This is a genomic window from Hymenobacter sp. BT18 (assembly GCF_012273015.1).
Classification (GTDB): Bacteria; Bacteroidota; Bacteroidia; order Cytophagales; family Hymenobacteraceae; genus Hymenobacter; species Hymenobacter lutimineralis.
Genome location: NZ_CP050954.1, coordinates 536641 through 553360, shown reverse-complemented (window position 1 = coordinate 553360; position 16720 = coordinate 536641). Strand labels below are relative to the sequence as shown.

Genomic DNA, 16720 nt, shown 5'->3' with positions numbered 1-16720 from the left:
TAACCGAACAAATCACCAGCACAACTGTCAAGTGCTTCCGCGCTCTTGACAGTTGCTAGTGCGCCTCTGACAAAGCCTTCCGCGCCCCTGACAGAACCTCCTGCGCTCTTGACAAAGCCTTCCGCGCCTCTGACAATGTCTTCCGCGCAGTTGACAGAAGCTTCCGCGGCATCGACAAAGTCTTCTGCGCCCTTGACACAGGCCTCCGCGGTATTGACACAGGCTTCCGCGCGACTGACACAAGGCATTGCGGCATTGACAATGCCTAGTGCGCAGCTGACAGCGGCTATTGCACCCTCGACAAAGCGTATAACAAGCACAGCAGCCCATAAAACAGGCCCGGAATGCTTTATTCTGAGCCTATTTTAGGTGATGACGTAGCTAAGCAGTGAGGCCGCCGCTACAGCAGGCTCCGCAGCAGCTTGCGCACATCCGTCGTGGAGGCCACGCTGAAGCGCGCCAGGGAGCGGGGTGTGCTGCCCACCTTCACCGTGTACGCCTCCGGGGGCATGGCCCGGAACGTGTCTTCATCCGTCCGGTCGTCGCCGATGGCCAGGGTGAAGCCGGGCTGGTAAGTAGCCAGCCACCGGGCCGCCGCCGAGCCCTTGTTGATGCCCGCCGTTTTGATTTCAATCACCTTGTTGCCCTCCATCACCTGCAGGTCGCTGTTGGAGGTCATGAAAGTGAGGTGGTTGAGCAGGTCGCGGGCGCGCATGGCTCCCAACTCAGCGTCGGCGCGGCGGTAGTGCCACACCAGCGAGTATTCCTTGTCCTCAATGAAGGAACCGGCCGTACGCGCCACGTATAGCTCCAGAATGGGCCGTATATCGCGCATCCACTCGTTATTCAGGGTCTGAAACAGCTGCCACTCCTCGCCGGCTGGCCGCAGCCACACGCCATGCTCGGCAATAAAGTCGATGGGCAGATGCCCCAGCCAAGCCTCCAAGGTGTGCCGGTCGCGCCCACTGATAATCACCACTCGGTTCTGCGGAATATCGGCCAGGGCCTGTAGCAGCAGGCGCAGCTCCTGGTCGGGTTGGGCGCGCTGAGGGTTCGTGTTGAAGGGGGCCAGCGTCCCGTCGTAGTCGAGCAGCAAGAGGCGCTGCTGGGCATCCTGGTAGTGGGCCCGCAATTGTTGCAGCACGGCTGGGGTCAGCATTTCGGTGGCTAGCGTGTGCTGTTTGATTTTGGTGTACGCCAGCCGATCCATGAACAGCTTGGCCCAGGCAAACACGTTGTACTGGCTTACCAGGGCCTGCATAGCCCCCATGCGCAGCTGCTGCTCGTCTTCGGGCATCACCAGGGCATCGTGCATAGCCTCGGCCAGCTGCCCGGTATCCGTCGGGTTGATGATGAGGGCATCCGACAGCTCCCGGGCCGCCCCGGCCCGTTCGCTCAGGATTAACACCCCGTGCCCGTCGGCCTTGCTGGCCACAAATTCTTTAGCTACCAGGTTCATACCGTCGCGCATGGGCGTCACCAGCGCCACCTCCGCCAGGCGGTAGAGAGAGGCCAATTCTTCCAGCGGAAAGGAGCGGTAGAAGTAATGAATGGGCGTCCAGGTGATGGTGCGGTACTGGGCGTTAATGCGGCCCACCAGCTCATCAATTTCCTCCTTCAGGGCCGCGTACTGCGCCACCTGGTCGCGGGAGGGCACCACCACCATAATCAAGCTCACCTGCTCGCGCCACTCCGGGTAGCGCTGAATCAGCAGCTCAAAGGCCCGCAGCCGCTGCGCAATGCCCTTAGAGTAGTCGAGCCGGTCAATGCTCAGAATAACCCGCACCTCGCGCAGCGCCTCTCGGTAAACAGCCTCGTGCTGCACTGCCGCCTCGGAAGCCGCGGCCTGCACGTACCGCTCATAGTCGATGCCCATCGGGAAAGCATCGACCAGCACCGTGCGGGCCCCGGTTTCAATCTGCCCGTTCTGCGAGGAAAACCCCAGCAGCTGCGACACGGCGCTCAAAAAATGCCGCATGTAGCCAAACGTATGGAAACCAAGTAAATCGGCCCCGAGCATGCCTTCCAGCAGCTCCTTACGCCAGGGCAGCACCCGAATCAGCTCATAGGAGGGGAAGGGAATATGCAGAAAGAAACCAATGGTGGCCTCGGGCCGCGCCTGCCGCAGTAGGGCGGGCAGCAGCAGCAGCTGGTAGTCGTGCACCCAGATGGTGTCTTCCGGCCCGGCCAATGCCAGCACCGCCTGACAGAATTTCTCATTCACGGCCACATACGCTTCCCAGTGGCTTTGCTCGTAGGTAGCGTACTGCGAAAAGTAGTGAAAGGTGGGCCAGAGTGTGGAGTTGCTGAATCCCTCGTAGAAGTCCCGGATTTCGGGCTCCGTCAGGAACACGGGGACCATGCTGTCGTCGCGCAGCTGCTCGCGCACGTACGCTTCTTCATTCGCATCCTCCACGAACAGTCCCGGCCAGCCTACCCAAACATTGCCTTCCTGGCGGTAAATGGAGCCCAGGCCGGTAGCCAGGCCGCCTTCGCTGGGTTGAAAGGTGAGGCTTTCCTCCGTGCGCAGGACTTTCGTGGGGAGTCGGTTAGAAACAATAATCGTTCGGGACATACGCCGTAACTAGGATGGTGAACCCCTAGACGTACGCGAGAAAATGCCAAATAGCCAATATTTTCTTCCTGACCTTCTGCTAACGGGCACGTAAGGTGGAGCTTGCGCGTGACCCGACGAGTACCCCGTTTGCCGCAGGGAGTGCCCGCTGCGGAAAATCAAAAGCCCGCCCCGGATTATCCGGGGCGGGCTTTTAGCGAGTAGTCCGTAGGGGAATCGAACCCCTGTTGGTAGAATGAAAATCTACTGTCCTAACCCCTAGACGAACGGACCATATGGGCACTATGGGTGCTGAAGGCGCGTTTGCCAACTCAGCCTGGATAAAAAAACCGCCCTGGTAGGTGCCGGAGCGGTTTTTAAACCAACTATCAAAGCGGAAGCCGAGTAGTCCGTAGGGGAATCGAACCCCTGTTGGTAGAATGAAAATCTACTGTCCTAACCCCTAGACGAACGGACCAGATAATGTGGCCTTTTCCGTTTTGATGGTGCAAAGATAGGAGGCGAAACATTGAGCGCAATACCCCGCACCGAGAAAATTGCTGGGATAAGGGAAAAACAGCTGATTTTCAGCCTGGAATTTTTTCTTGAGGCCGACCTGACTGGAGTTTGCCGCCCGGAAAACGAAGGTACTTGGGCTAGGCCGGCGAATTTTCGCGGTTGATAATGCGCTCCGGCAGGAAATGATTTGGCGATGTTACCCCGGCCCTGTACCTTCGCTCCGCGTTTGCACCAGGCCCCGCGTGGGGGCCGTTAACCCCATTCCTTTTATACCATGGCAAAAATCAAAGTCGCCATCAACGGCTTCGGCCGCATCGGCCGCCTGACGTTCAAGTCGTTGCTGGGCCGCGACAACGTAGAAGTGGTGGCCATCAATGACCTGACCGACAACAAGACGCTGGCGCACCTGCTGAAGTACGATTCCGTACACGGCCGTTTCGATGGCACCGTGGCCTACGACGAGGAAAGCCTGACCGTAAACGGCCAGCGCATTCATGCCCTGGCTGAGCGTGACCCCAAGCTGTTGCCCTGGGGCGACATGGGCATCGACGTGGTACTGGAATCGACCGGCCGCTTTGTAGATGAAGCTGGTGCTGGTCAGCACATCACCGCTGGCGCCAAGAAAGTGGTGATTTCGGCCCCCGCTACCGGCAACATTCCTACGGTAGTACTCGGCGTGAACGAAGACATCCTCACCGGCGACGAAACCATCATCAGCAACGCGAGCTGCACCACCAACTGCCTGGCCCCGATGGCTAAGGTACTGGACGAGGCGTTTGGCATCGAGAAAGGCTACATCACCACGGTGCACGCCTATACTTCTGACCAGAACCTGCAGGACGCGCCCCACAAAGACCTGCGCCGCGCCCGCGCCGCTGCTTACAGCATCATCCCCACCAGCACCGGGGCCGCCAAAGCCGTAGGCTTGGTGCTGCCCACGCTGAAAGGCAAGCTCGATGGGTTGGCCATGCGCGTGCCCGTTCCGGATGGCTCGATGACCGACCTGACCGTGATTCTGAAGCAGGAGGTAACCAAAGACCAGATCAACGCTGCGCTGAAGTCGGCCGCTGAAGGCTCGATGAAAGGCATCATTGAATACACCACCGACCCCATCGTGAGCATCGACATCGTCGGCAACAAGCACAGCTGCATCTTCGACTCGGAGCTGACCTCGGCCAGCGGCACGCTGGCGAAGGTGATTGGCTGGTACGACAACGAAACCGGCTACTCTACCCGCACCGCTGATCTGATTCAGCAGCTGGGTGAGAAAATGAACGGCTAAGCCCTTCGGCTGCCCGTATACGGAAAAGCCCGGCCGATTTCGGTCGGGCTTTTCTGTGCCCGGCCGCGTACCTTGCGCCGCCATTCCCTGTTGAATTCTGCCGGAGTATGCCCGCTGCCCTGCGTATTTGCTTTTTACTTAACCCCACGTCGGGCACCAACCGGCGCCTGGATCTGCCCGCGCTGCTAAGCCAGCACTTGGATGCGAACCTAGTAAGCTACGAGGTGGAGGAAACGCAGTATGCCGGCCACGCCGTAGAGCTGGCCCGCGCGGCCGCGGCCCGGGGCTGCCGGGTGGTGGTAGCGGTGGGCGGCGACGGCACCGTAAATGAAGTAGCGCGGGGGCTGCTAGGCACACAGGCTGCGCTGGGCATTTTGCCACGCGGCTCCGGCAATGGGCTGGCCCGCCACCTCAAGGTGCCTATGGAAATAGTTGCGGCCATCAAGCACCTAAACCAGCCTACGTTTCAGCGCATCGACGTAGGCAGCATCAACGGCCGGGAATTTTTCTGCACCGCGGGCCTGGGGTTTGACGCGCACGTGAGCAAATGCTTTGCTGAGGCCGGCACGCGCGGGCTGGCCACCTATGCCCAGGTAGCCCTGCGCGAGTACCGCCGCTTCCGGCCCGTGCCCATCACCGTAGCGCTGGCCGATACCACGCTGGAAACGGACTGCTACGTGCTGGCCTTTGCCAACGCCGCCCAGTACGGCAACAACGCCTACATTGCGCCCCGCGCCGACATTCAGGATGGTCTGCTGGATTTGTGTTTGATTGATTCCATGTCGGTGGTGCGGGCGGTGCGGGTGGCTTTGTCCCTGGCCCTTGGCGACCTGCCCGAATCCGGGGCAGCGGTGTTTCACACGGCCCGGCAGGTGCAGGTAGAGGCCGCCAGGCCGCTGGGCTTCCACGTCGATGGCGACTACGTGGGCACCAGTACCCACTTCAGCGTGGAGCTCCATCCACTTGCTCTGGAAGTAGCCGTATAGTGGGACGTTACTGATTTAGCGAATGAGTGAGTAGCTCAGAGAGTCGGCAATGCTGTTTCTTTGCTAGCTGAAGAGCGCCTACGCGCTAAACTACCAACGCACTACCGTATGAAAGCCGATAAAAAGCACCGCGAAGGGGTCGTGTACTCCACCAACCCCGATTTTGAGTACCAGCACGACGGGGCGGAGGAAACGGCCACGCTGCCGCCCCAACAGCAAAACTTGCGCGTACAGCTTGATAAGAAGTCCCGGGGCGGCAAGCAGGTAACCCTCGTTACCGGCTTCGTGGGCCAGGATGCCGACCTGCAAATCCTGGGCAAGCTGCTCAAAACCAAGTGCGCCGTGGGCGGCAATGCCAAAGACGGCGAAATCATCATCCAGGGCGACTTTCGCGACAAAGTGCTGGCCGTGCTGCTAGCCGCCGGCTACAAAGCCAAGAAAGCGGGGGGCTAAGCTAAGAACAAGGGAAAGGCAGTTGCCGCGCACGGAGGCGGCGTACCCATCGGGTAGCCGTACGTATGTGAGTAACCTTTCCTCGGCCTTGTCCTTCACCATTGCTTCTTTCCTATGCCCGCTTCCGCCCCCACAACCCTCCATGCCCTGGCCGAACACGGCGTGATTGAAGCGGTGCTATGGCTGAAGCTGAGCGTGGAAACCATTGGCGCGGTTATTATCGCGCTGGGTATTTTTGGCGCGGGCTGGCTCTTCCTGAAGGCCTTGCTGCGCCGGCAGACGGCCGATTTTACGGCCATCCGCCTTACCCTGGCCCGCTATCTGGCCTTGGCCCTGGAGTTTCAGCTGGGGGCCGATATTCTTTCCACGGCCATAGCGCCCAGCTGGGAGCAAATTGGCAAGCTTGGGGCCATTGCCGTCATTCGGACGGCACTCAACTTCTTTCTGTCCAGGGAGATGAAGGAGGAAAAGCTCGATTCCGCCGAGCAGCACGTAACGGCCAAAGCAGCCGGTGCCAGCCCGCCACCAGGCGCAGAGGGCTAAAGCAGCTTAGCCTGCAACAGAAAGTCCCGGGCCCTGACGACATCCTCGGGCGTATCGATGCCCAGCGTGGCCTCCGCGGTTTCGGCCGTGCGGATGCGGTAGCCGTGCTCCAGCCAGCGCAGCTGCTCCAGGCTTTCGGCCAGCTCCAGGGCCGAGGGCTGCAATTGAGTAAGCGCCTGCAGTACGGCCGGCCGGTAAGCGTAGAGGCCAATGTGGCGCAGGTAGCGGTGATGCTCCAGCCACTCCCAGGTAGGATGCTGGCGCTGGTAGGGCAGGGGGTGGCGGCTAAAGTACAGGGCCTCCTGCTGCTCGTTGAGCACCACTTTGGGCAGGTGTGGGCTAAACAGCTCCTCTTCGCTAATGACCGGCTTTACCAGCGTGGCAATCTGCGTATTGGCGTCGTCGAACAAATCCAGCAACGTATTAATCTGGGAGGGCTGAATGAACGGCTCGTCGCCCTGGATGTTCACCACGCAGTCGGCCGAAATGCCTAGCTGCTGGTAGGCGTCCCACACCCGGTCGGTGCCGCTGGGGTGGCTGGGGGAAGTGAGCACCGCCTCGCCGCCGAAGCGAAGCACGTGCTCCAAAATTCGTTCATCATCGGTAGCCACCACCACCCGGCTAAGGCGGGCCTGCCGGGCCTGGCCCACCACGCGCTGAATCATGGACTGGCCTCCTAGGTCAATAAGGGGTTTACCCGGCAGGCGGGTAGAGGCGTAGCGGGCGGGGATAATGCCAATAGCAGAAAGCATAGAAAGAGCGGACAACGGTGTAGCGGGTAAAGTTAGAAGAATACGGCCGCCGAGCGAGGGAAAAGAAGGCTTGAATTCAGCCAAAAAGCCATTTTGCTGGGGAAAAAGTGGTACTTGGGCAGGATAATTTTTTATCTTTCGGCACTAATTATGCAAAGGGGCGCCCGACATCGTTTTGTGTCTGCTTTCCTCGCCTCTGCTTTCCATTGCTTCATGATTCGCTTTAGTTTTTTCCTGGCTGCCTTGCTGTGTGCGGGTGTGCTGGCGGAGGCTGCGCCCGGCCCCGTCGCTCCTCCCGATTCCATCGGAGTAGAATACCGCAACAATACCGCCCTGATCCGGCACCGCGTAGCACCCGGCGAAACCCTCTATGGCTTGGCAAGGCGGTACAAAGTGCCGGTAGATAACATTGTGGAGGCGAATCCGAAAATTAAAGGTGCGCTGCTCTCGGGGCAGATTGTGCTGGTGCCCCGCACCCGCGTGCTGCTGACCCCGGCCGCCAGCCCCGCTGGCAAAAGCACGGTAACGCCGCGGCCCGCCACAGCCGCCGGGGCCACGGCCGCCGCCCTGGCTTTGCCCCGCGACGCCCGCGGCAACCACATTTACGTGGTGAAGCCCGGCCAAACGCTTTTTGCCATTGCCCAGCGCTTCGGTGTCAGCTCCAACACTCTGCTGAAACAAAATCGGCTAGGCGCCGGGGGCAAAGTGCTGGTGGGCCAGAAGCTCATTATTGTACCCGCCGGGGGCGAAGCACCCGTTGCCAGCAAGCCGGCAGCCCCGACCCGCAAGGCGGCTCCTTCGTCGGTGCCGGCGCCCGAGCCTGTAGAGGCCGTGGCCGCTACCACGCCCAAACCTTCGGCATCCCGTCCTGAGCCTGTGCGGGAAACACCGACTCCAGCTCGGGAGGAGCCCAAACCGGTGGCCCCGCGTGAAACACCCAAGGAAACGGCTAAGGACGATGCGGACGACGACAAGCCAGAGGAAAACCGCGGCCCGACCCGGGCCAGCGAAGTGGTAAAGCGTGTGACGGAAAGCGGCCTGGCCGCCGTTATTCCCAATGCCAATACCGTGAAATATCTGGCCCTGCACAAAACAGCCCCAGTGGGCAGCATTGTGGAGGTGCGCAACATCATGAACAACGTGTCCGTGTTTGTGCGGGTAATCGGGCCCTTGCCCGATACCGGCGAAAACAGCAACATTCTCATTCGTCTCTCGCCCCGGGCTGTGCAGATGCTGGCCACACCCGATCAGCGCTTCCGGGTAGAAACTTCCTACCTACCGTAAGAGCGTACAGCAGCTAAACCATGACAAGTGCCAGGTAAAAGCAGTTTTATCTGGCACTTGCTCTGTTAACCTTGGCTTCCTTCACCTGAACACCGCCATCCATGAACCGCAACCAGGTGCTTGAGCTGCTGGAGGAGCAATACCAGCGTTACGATCAGCCCGCCTTCATTGGTCCCGACCCCATCAGCATTCCGCATAGCTTCCGGGAGCGGGCCGATATTGAAATCAGCGGGCTGTTTGCGGCCCTGCTGGCCTGGGGGCGGCGCCCCACCATCATCAGCAAGTGCCGGGAGCTGATGCGCCGCATGGACGATGCCCCCCACCAGTTTGTCCTACACCATTCCGACGACGACCTCCGGAAGCTGTTGGGTTTCTGCCACCGCACGTTCTGCGACACCGACCTGCTGTACTTCGTGCACTGGCTGCGCTGGTACTACCAGCAGCATGCCACACTTGAGGACGCCTTTTTGCAAGGTAATACCCAGAAAGAGCGGCTCGAGAATTTTCACTCGCTGTTTTTCTCCCTGGATGACGCTCCGCAGCGCACCCGCAAGCACGTGGCTACTCCGGCCCGTGGCTCAGCCTGCAAGCGCGTGAATATGTACCTGCGCTGGATGGTCCGCCAGGATCAGAACGGCGTCGACTTCGGCCTTTGGACGCGGATGCAGCCCGCCGACCTGATCTGCCCCATCGACGTGCACGTGGAGCGCGTGGCCCGTGGTTTGGGCTTGCTCCAGCGCCCCCAGGTTGACTGGCAGGCGGCCGAAGAGCTAACGGCCAACCTCCGGCAGTTTGATGTCCAGGACCCCGTGAAGTATGACTTTGCCTTGTTCGGGCTGGGCGTGGCGGGGGAGCGGTAGCATATGCGTTAGCCTGTCCAAAGCGCGGATGATGTGCGGAATGCGCTATTGAAATGACTTCCGGTTAGCTACTTTGCCGGGTGCCTTGGCCTCCCTTTGCTGCATTTTTTACATTTTACCTATTAACTACATTCTGCACATTAAAGAATGTGAATCTTTCCCCGCCTGAATGCTGTTTACTTTCGCATCCTCTTCCGATTCCCGCTTACTTCGTTTCGACTTTCTGATTTGATTCTTCCCAACAACTTCGAGCAAAAAATTGGCTTCACGCAGCTGCGTGAAATGCTGGACGGCCTCTGCCTAAGCACCCTGGGCCGCCAGTTTGTGGCCAAGATGAGCTTCCAGACCAATGCCGAGCAGCTCCAGAAGCTGCTGCTGCAAACCGACGATTTTCGGCAGCTGCTCAACAGTGGGGCCGACTTCCCTAGCGCCCACTACCACGATGTAAACCCGCATCTGGTGCGGGCCGCTTTGCCGGGTGCTTATTTGGATGTACCGGCCTTTTTTGCCGTGAAGATGAGCCTGCGCACCATTCGGGAAGCGCTGGTTTTCTTCACCCACGCCGAGGAAGGTCTCTACCCCACGCTGCGCCTGCTGGGCATTGGCGTGCAGGTGGACCGCAACCTGCTAGCATCTTTGGACAAAGTGGTGGATGATGAAGGGCAGGTGCGCGACGATGCCTCCCCGCTGCTGCGCCAGATCCGTCAGGAACTCATCAACCGTCAGGGTATGCTGCGCAAGCAGATTGCCGGCATCCTGCGCCACGCCCGCCAGGAAGGCTGGGTGCCCGAGGGCTCCGAGCCCACCATTCGGGGCGGCCGCTTGGTGCTGCCCGTCATTGCCGAGCACAAGCGCCGCGTAAAGGGCCTGATCCACGACGAATCGGCTTCGGGCCAGACGGTGTTTATCGAGCCGGAAGCCGTATTTGAGCTGAACAACGACATCAAGGACCTTGAAAATGCCTACCAGCGCGAGTTGGTGCGCATTCTCACGGCCCTCACCGACCAGCTGCGCCCCCACATTCCGGATTTGCGCAAGGCCTACCAGTACTTGGGCCTGCTCGACTTCATTCGGGCCAAGGCCCGGCTGGCCCGCGAGCTGGAAGCCACCCTTCCCGCACTCAGCGCCCGGCCGCTGGCGCACTGGAAGCAGGTGCGCCACCCGTTACTGTTCCTGACCTTCAAAGAGCAACCGAAAGAAACACCCCGCGTGGTGGTACCCCTCGACATCGAGCTAAACCCCGAGCAGCGCATTTTGCTGATTTCCGGGCCGAATGCCGGCGGTAAGTCGGTGGCTATGAAGACGGTGGGCCTGGTGCAGTACATGCTGCAGTGCGGCCTGCTGATTCCGGCCGGTGAAACCTCCGAAGCGGGGATGTTCGATGATATTTTCCTGGATATCGGCGACGAGCAAAGCCTGGAAAACGACCTGAGCACGTACTCTTCGCACCTGCTCAGCATGAAGCAGTTCGTAACCTTGGCCGGCAAGCGCAGCCTGGTGCTGATTGACGAGTTTGGCACGGGCACTGAGCCCGCGCTGGGTGGGGCCATTGCCGAAGCCGTGCTGGAGCAGCTCAACCGCGCCCGGGCGTTTGGCGTCATCACCACGCACTATACCAACCTGAAAAACTATGCCGAGCGCACGCCCGGCATCGTGAACGGGGGCATGCGCTACGACCCCGAGCAGCTGCAGCCGCTCTACCGCCTCGAAATCGGGAAGCCGGGTTCTTCGTTTGCCATCGAAATTGCCCGCAAAATCGGCTTGCCCAAGCAGCTGGTAGAGCGTGCGTCGCAGTTGGTAGGCAAGGATAAAATCCGCTATGACCGGCTGCTGGAAGGCTTGGAGAAAGAGAAAACGGAGCTGGAACAGCGCACTGCCGAAGCCGCCAAGGCCGAGCGCCGCCTGAAGAAAGCTGCCCAGGAATACCAGGACCTGAAGCGCTACCTCGACGAAACGACCCTGGACGTGCTGCGCGAGGCCAAGCAAAAGGCTAAGCTTCTGCTCAAGGACACCAACCAGCAGATCGAAAGCACCATTGCCGATATCCGCCGCTCCCAGGCGGGCAAGGAGGAAACCAAGCAGGCCCGGGAGAAGCTCGACACCTTTGTGCGCGAAAAGCTGCAGATAGAGCCGCCCAAGCCCCGCCCCACCCGCGAGCTGGCCGAAGCTGGTACCCTTAAGCCCGGCGACAAAGTGGCCCTGATTGGGCAGGAAGGCCACGGCGAGCTGATGAGCGTAAAAGGCAAAACCGCCGAGGTGTCCTTCGGGGGCATGAAGACGCTGGTGAAAGTCAACCAGCTTGAAAAGCTCAGCCGCTCCGAAATTCGGGAGCGGGAAAAGGAAGCCAGCCGCAAGGCTCCGGCCCAGTATGCCGGCCTGGGCCTCGATATCACGGGGCGCATGTCGGGCTTCAACACCACCCTGGACTTGCGCGGGGAGCGGGCCGAGGATGCCCTCACCAAGGTCATGGCCTACGTAGACGACGCCGTGATGCTGGGCATTTCCGAAATCAAGATCCTGCACGGCCGCGGCAACGGCGTCCTGCGTCAGATTGTGCGCGACTACCTGCGCAGCCAGCGCACCGTAGCCAGCGTAGCCGACGAACACGCCGACCGCGGCGGCGACGGCGCGACGGTAGCAGTGCTGAAGTAGCATTTGCTTTTAGCTGATGGCTATTAGCTGTTAGCGGCTGCACCACTCCAAAATAGCAAGAGCGGCTCCCGGAAGGAAGCCGCTCTTGTCTTATGCCCGAAGCTATTAGCCAACAGCTAACAAATGCCTTACTGCACTACCACGCGGCTTACCTGCGTAGCCTCGGGCGTTACCACCTGCACCAGGTAGAGGCCGGGGCGCAAGCCCGTGGCGTCCACCGTCAGGTCCTGGCCGGCAGCCAGAGGCTTGGTCAAGGTCAGCACTTCGCGGCCGGTGGCGTCGCGCAGAGTGATGGTGGCGGTGCGGGCTTTCGACTGCGTCAGCTTCAGGCTGAAGGCGCCCCGGGCGGGGTTGGGGTACACCTGCAGGCCCTGCTGCTGAAGCTTGCCGGCGCGGGTGCCCGTTACGACAAAATCACACAAGGCAACTTTGGTGGTCTGGCCGGCCATACGAGCGGCAAACTCCTGGTAGTACTGGTTCGTAATGAGGTTGTCGTGGATGACGAGCGTATTTTCGTCGTTGCCGTTGGCGGCCGAGTTACTCCAGTTGTGCGAGCCTACCCAGGTAGTCGGATCGGAGTCGGGGGCACCGGCGTCCACGAGTACGTACTTGTGGTGGAAGATGCCTTGCTGAGTTTGGGAGTATACCTGAGCCCGGTCGCCGAGCAGAGCCGTAAGAGCGGCAAACTGGTCGGGGCCGTCGGTATTATTGTCCACCAGCACTTCCGTGCAGTCCTTGATGCCGTTGGCTTCCACCCGCTCCCGGATGGCATTCACTAGGTCGGAGCGCGTGATGAGCATGGTGCCTACGTGCAGGTCGTGGTCGGCGGTGCCGATGGTTTCGAGCAGGCGCGTATTTACGTTATCGGAGGGGCTGAAGTACTGCTCAACCTGGCGGCCGCCAATGAGGAAGTGATGGGGCGTATTGTCCTGCTTATCGGGGCCGAACTTGCCGGCGCCGGGCTTGTCGGTGCTGGAACCGAACATTTCCTCGAACTCAATCTGGTAGGTACGGGCCAGAGTCTGGTCCTGCACAATCACGGCGGAGTTGGGGTCGGTGTTCATCTGGCCGCCGGTCAGGTTCATCGAGCCCGTCCACACAATAGCCTTGTTGGGGTTTTCGTCCTCGGCGTCGAAGATCAGAAACTTGTTGTGCATGATGTTGCGGGCCGTATTGCGGCCCAGCTTGCCAATACCCGCGTTCAGCGCCAGAATACCTTCGGGGGCGGCACCGCTTTCCGTGTTGTACACCACGCGCACCCGCACACCCCGGGCAAACGCCGCGTTCAGCGCCTCCGGAATGTTCTTGATGCCGGTCATATTGAAGCTATAGGCCGCCACGTCGATGGTTTTGCGGGCCCGCTCAATGTACTTGATCAGCGTATCGTCGTTGGCCAAGAGAAGCTGCTTAGCAGCATTGTTCGGCAGAGCCTTGGTTACGTCCACGGAGCGGTTGAAGTAGACCTTGATGTCGCCGGTAGAATTCGAAACCGTGGCCATGGGCACGATGCTCGACGTGGTAGTACCTACGGCATTGGTGGAAGAAACGCGCACGTAGTAGATACGGCCGGCTTCCAGATCGGTGAGCGTGGTGCTGTGGGTGGTGGTAGCCGTGGTGGTTTCTACTTGCTTGCCCAGGGTAGGCGTCAGACCGTATTCTACCTTGGTAGAGCCGGGGTTTTCGGTGGAGAAGACCACTGTGAAGCCTGTTTTGGTGAGGCTCGTAGCCATGGGCTGGGCCGTGAGGTTAGGCGTGCCGCCCAGGCGGAAGTCGGCGTAGAGGCGGGGCAGCAGCTGGTAGCCGCCCGAGCCCGACGACGTAAACTGGCTCATGATGCCGATGACATCGAACTGCCCGGCCGGTGCGGGCTTGCCCACAATGCCGGTGGTGCCAGTAGACGCGTTGTTAACGCGGAAAGCCAGGTTGCTCTGGCCGTTGAGGCGGTAGTTGGTGTTGCCGCCGAAGGTGGCAAACGTGGCTCCGGCCAGGGTCTGCACGCTGCTGTTACCATCAATGCGCACCAGCCGCGACTCGTAGGCCTCGGCAAATACGGTGGCGGCCTGCGCGGCCGATACCGTAACGGGCGTTACGGTTTTGCCCGAAGCCAGCTTCTCAACCTTGGTTACCGGGTCCATTTCCAGCAGGCCGTTGTAGTCCTTCAGCGTACCGGTAATCTCAATACTGTCGCCGGGCACCAGGGTGTTGAAGCCCGCGGCCGAGGCCGAATACGCGGCCAGGCCGGCTTGTTTGTCCTGGAGGTAGCGAATGACGCCCAGCTCCGGTCCGTTGGTCACAATGCCGCGTACGGTCACGGTTTTGCCGACGCCGCCCGCGCGGGCTTCAGCAATGGTACTTACGCTTTGTGCCAGCAGGGGCTGCGAGGCCAGCCCGCCGCACAAGAGCGCCAGAAGAGTAAATTTTTTCATGAAAGGAGGAAATGAGTGCAGAAGAACCCGGACAGAAAATCAGGCTTCAAATATCCACACTTTCCAGTAAACTCCCGTCAGGCTGAACGCTTTGCCCGGTAAAGATTTTGTTATATTCTATTTCAGCCCGCCAGGCGCCGGGCACGGCAATGAGCCCGAACAAGGTGAATATTCGGGGGGGTGAATACAATTGCGGTCGGGTTGTGAGGGTTGTTCTGCTGCCCGCAGCACCTACAGAATGTTCACCTCCGGATGCAGTTCCACGCCGAACTTCTCGCGCACGGAGGCAATGATTTCAAATGCCAGGTTGCGGATATCCTCGCCCTGCGCCCCGCCGTGGTTCACCAGCACCAGCGCCTGCCGGTCGTGCACGCCGTGGGCACCCAGGCGGCGGCCTTTCCAGCCACACTGCTCAATCAGCCAGGCGGCGGGCACCTTCACACCGCCGGGCACGGGGTAGCCGGGCAGGTCGGCGTACTGGGCTTTGAGCTCGTCATATTTCTGCTGGGAAAGCTCGGGGTTTTTGAAAAACGAGCCGGCGTTGCCAATTTCGGTTGGGTCGGGGAGCTTGCTGCGGCGGATGCTCACCACGGCCTCGCTCACCTGCCGGGGCGTGGGCTCGGGCCCGATGCCCATATCGTCGAGGGTAGTGCGGATGGCCCCGTAGCTGACGTTGGCCTGGTGACGGCGACGCAGGCGCAGGACCACCCCCGTCACGATATAGCGGCTTTTCAGCGGCCCTTTGAATACCGACTCCCGGTAGCCGAACCCGCACTCGGCGTGCGAGAAGGTGCGCAGCTGGCCAGTGGCAATTTCCAGCGCTTCCAGGTGTTCGAAGGTGTCTTTCAGCTCGGTCCCGTAGGCGCCGATATTCTGCAGCGGCGCGGCCCCCACCGTGCCCGGAATCAACGACAGGTTTTCGATGCCGCTGAGTTCCTGCTCCAGGGTGTATTGGACCAGGCCGTGCCAGCTTTCCCCGGCTCCGGCCCGCACCAGCGCCGTGTCCTCGTCCTGACTGATGATGTCCAGCCCGTTGATTTCGTTTTTCAGCACCACGCCCTCAAAGTCCCGGGTAAACAGCAGGTTGGAGCCGCCACCCAGCACCAGCTTCTCCGCCTGCTGCACCGCCGGAAGGGCCAGCAGCGCCTGCAGCTCCTCCACCGACCGAAAGCGGGCAAACAGCCGGGCTTTCACTTCAATGCCAAAGGTGTTGAAAGGGCGCAGAGAAACGTTGTGGTCAAGGGTCGGGGCCGGCGTCAGCATCGGGCGGAGAGAATGGTTTCCGGCAAAGGTAAGGGGTTGCGGCCGGCTCCGGCGTGGTAATACCGATACGCCGGCTCAGGCGGCCGGGCGCCGTCGCTGAGGCGCATCCATCACCAGCGTAACCAGCAGGGCGTGGGGCAGCGTCACGATGGAGGCAACCACCAGCGCCAGGCTAAACCAGGCAGCAGCGTCGGGGAGGTGGCTAGCCAGCAGGCGGCCCAGCACCAGCAGCGCGGCGCAGCTTACCAGCAGCAGCGGCGCGGCCCGGCGCAGAAAAAAACCTAGCTGCGGCAGCAGGGTTCGGCCTATTGGTAGCTCCTGGGGGCCATAGCCCAGCCAACCCGTCAGGCGCAGCGCGTGCTGCAGGCTGTGCCAGAACACAAAGTACACCGCCACCGACCAGCGCGGCGGCAGCAGCAGCAGCAGGCCAGCCAGGACCAGCAGCTCCACCAGCTCCCGGCTCAGCAGCGCCCAGCGCCGGTTTCGGGCATACCAGAGCCAGAGGCCCACATGCCCGGCCGCCACGGCAGCTCCCATCCACCCGGCCACCGTTCCAAACGTATGCGCTGGCACGGGAGTGGCCCCGGTGAAGTGCAACAAGTCGTTTACAATGCTGGCCGTTTCGGCGGGCCACCAGGCAGCGGGCACCGCAAACAGCAGCATGCCCCGCAGCAGGCTATGACTGAGCCAACCAGCTACCGGCACCAGCGTAGGCGGCGGCGCATCGGCCGAGCCCCAGTGCCACATAGTGAGCAGAAAGAACAGGGCAACGGTAGCGCCCGGCCACTGCCACCAGCCCAGGCCCACAACCGCCGCCAAGCCGAGGTAGCCCGCCAGAAACCGCACCCAATAGCGCCAGTTGCGCAGCGGGTGGGCGGCGGGGGCCGCCGCCGGCACAATCAGCTGGTCGCAGGCGCCGTGGGCCACGCCCAGCACCACCATGCCTACGGCCAGTGGTACGCCCAGTACCAGTCCGGCGTGGGCCGGCGCCAGTCGCCCCAGCCCGATGAGCAGGCCTACGGCCGCGTAGGAGTAATAGCGCGCGGGCCAGGGAGGCGCCGCCGCGGAAGAAGGTTGCCGCTGCATACGAAGGGAGGGAAAGGCAAACAGGCTGCGCGACCCGGGGTTGGGCAACGCAGCCTGCCA

Annotated in this window: 12 protein-coding genes and 2 tRNA genes; 7 read left to right on the top strand and 7 right to left on the bottom strand. The window is 61.2% G+C overall.

The annotated features are described in order from the left end of the window. Positions 1-400: 400 nt before the first annotated feature. The 3 genes from HER32_RS02395 to HER32_RS02385 form a co-directional block, all read right to left on the bottom strand. Complete coding sequence (locus HER32_RS02395; protein WP_168680254.1) at positions 401-2575, bottom strand: bifunctional alpha,alpha-trehalose-phosphate synthase (UDP-forming)/trehalose-phosphatase; 2175 nt, start codon at positions 2573-2575, stop codon at positions 401-403. A gap of 201 nt (positions 2576-2776) precedes the next feature. After that, positions 2777-2848, bottom strand: a tRNA-Glu gene (locus HER32_RS02390). A gap of 112 nt (positions 2849-2960) precedes the next feature. After that, positions 2961-3032: transfer RNA gene (locus HER32_RS02385), tRNA-Glu, on the bottom strand. Between the two features lie 315 nt (positions 3033-3347). On the opposite strand from HER32_RS02385, the gene gap reads away from it, so the two are divergent. The 4 genes from gap to HER32_RS02365 all read left to right on the top strand — a co-directional run bounded on the left by gap (position 3348) and on the right by HER32_RS02365 (position 6337). Further along, the gene (gap, locus tag HER32_RS02380) at positions 3348-4355 is read left to right on the top strand and encodes a type I glyceraldehyde-3-phosphate dehydrogenase (RefSeq protein ID WP_149069253.1); all 1008 of its coding nucleotides are present in this window, start codon (positions 3348-3350) and stop codon (positions 4353-4355) included. 107 nt (positions 4356-4462) lie between these two features. Further along, the gene (locus HER32_RS02375) at positions 4463-5341 is read left to right on the top strand and encodes a diacylglycerol/lipid kinase family protein (RefSeq protein WP_149069254.1); all 879 of its coding nucleotides are present in this window, start codon (positions 4463-4465) and stop codon (positions 5339-5341) included. A 108-nt stretch (positions 5342-5449) separates the two neighbouring features. Next, positions 5450-5794 (top strand): translation initiation factor, encoded by a 345-nt coding sequence (locus tag HER32_RS02370; protein WP_149069255.1) that lies wholly within the window; start codon positions 5450-5452, stop codon positions 5792-5794. Positions 5795-5908: 114 nt separating this feature from the next. Further along, complete coding sequence (locus tag HER32_RS02365) at positions 5909-6337, top strand: DUF1622 domain-containing protein (protein WP_149069256.1); 429 nt, start codon at positions 5909-5911, stop codon at positions 6335-6337. Here the strand turns inward: HER32_RS02365 and kdsB are convergent. Then, entirely contained in the window at positions 6334-7089 is a 756-nt protein-coding gene (gene kdsB / locus HER32_RS02360) for a 3-deoxy-manno-octulosonate cytidylyltransferase (protein WP_168680252.1), read from the bottom strand. The genes HER32_RS02365 and kdsB overlap by 4 nt on opposite strands. Positions 7090-7302: 213 nt before the next feature. Between kdsB and HER32_RS02355 the strand changes: the two genes are divergently transcribed. From HER32_RS02355 to HER32_RS02345, 3 genes are all read left to right on the top strand, one after another. Continuing rightward, a complete protein-coding gene (locus tag HER32_RS02355; protein ID WP_168680250.1) occupies positions 7303-8373 on the top strand; it encodes a LysM peptidoglycan-binding domain-containing protein in 1071 nt (356 codons plus the stop codon). A gap of 101 nt (positions 8374-8474) precedes the next feature. Beyond that, complete coding sequence (locus HER32_RS02350; protein ID WP_168680248.1) at positions 8475-9233, top strand: TIGR02757 family protein; 759 nt, start codon at positions 8475-8477, stop codon at positions 9231-9233. Between the two features lie 228 nt (positions 9234-9461). Continuing rightward, positions 9462-11885, top strand: coding sequence for an endonuclease MutS2 (locus HER32_RS02345; protein ID WP_168680246.1), 2424 nt, complete (start codon positions 9462-9464; stop codon positions 11883-11885). A gap of 128 nt (positions 11886-12013) precedes the next feature. Here the strand turns inward: HER32_RS02345 and HER32_RS02340 are convergent, their stop codons facing one another. From HER32_RS02340 to HER32_RS02330, 3 genes are all read right to left on the bottom strand, one after another. Continuing rightward, entirely contained in the window at positions 12014-14311 is a 2298-nt protein-coding gene (locus HER32_RS02340; protein WP_149069261.1) for a phospholipase D-like domain-containing protein, read from the bottom strand. A 231-nt stretch (positions 14312-14542) separates the two neighbouring features. Then, positions 14543-15574, bottom strand: coding sequence for a UDP-N-acetylmuramate dehydrogenase (murB, locus tag HER32_RS02335; RefSeq protein ID WP_168680244.1), 1032 nt, complete (start codon positions 15572-15574; stop codon positions 14543-14545). A gap of 75 nt (positions 15575-15649) precedes the next feature. Then, complete coding sequence (locus HER32_RS02330) at positions 15650-16660, bottom strand: Brp/Blh family beta-carotene 15,15'-dioxygenase (protein ID WP_168680235.1); 1011 nt, start codon at positions 16658-16660, stop codon at positions 15650-15652. Positions 16661-16720 lie beyond the last annotated feature (60 nt).

Bases quoted from the DNA above. Each gene is read 5' to 3' on its own strand.
- kdsB (WP_168680252.1), bottom strand. From the start codon at position 7,089: ATGCTTTCTGCTATTGGCATTATCCCCGCCCGCTACGCCTCTACCCGC.
- HER32_RS02340 (WP_149069261.1), bottom strand. From the start codon at position 14,311: ATGAAAAAATTTACTCTTCTGGCGCTCTTGTGCGGCGGGCTGGCCTCG.
- murB (WP_168680244.1), bottom strand. From the start codon at position 15,574: ATGCTGACGCCGGCCCCGACCCTTGACCACAACGTTTCTCTGCGCCCT.
- HER32_RS02375 (WP_149069254.1), top strand. From the start codon at position 4,463: ATGCCCGCTGCCCTGCGTATTTGCTTTTTACTTAACCCCACGTCGGGC.
- HER32_RS02395 (WP_168680254.1), bottom strand. From the start codon at position 2,575: ATGTCCCGAACGATTATTGTTTCTAACCGACTCCCCACGAAAGTCCTG.
- HER32_RS02365 (WP_149069256.1), top strand. From the start codon at position 5,909: ATGCCCGCTTCCGCCCCCACAACCCTCCATGCCCTGGCCGAACACGGC.
- HER32_RS02330 (WP_168680235.1), bottom strand. From the start codon at position 16,660: ATGCAGCGGCAACCTTCTTCCGCGGCGGCGCCTCCCTGGCCCGCGCGC.
- gap (WP_149069253.1), top strand. From the start codon at position 3,348: ATGGCAAAAATCAAAGTCGCCATCAACGGCTTCGGCCGCATCGGCCGC.
- HER32_RS02350 (WP_168680248.1), top strand. From the start codon at position 8,475: ATGAACCGCAACCAGGTGCTTGAGCTGCTGGAGGAGCAATACCAGCGT.
- HER32_RS02355 (WP_168680250.1), top strand. From the start codon at position 7,303: ATGATTCGCTTTAGTTTTTTCCTGGCTGCCTTGCTGTGTGCGGGTGTG.
- HER32_RS02370 (WP_149069255.1), top strand. From the start codon at position 5,450: ATGAAAGCCGATAAAAAGCACCGCGAAGGGGTCGTGTACTCCACCAAC.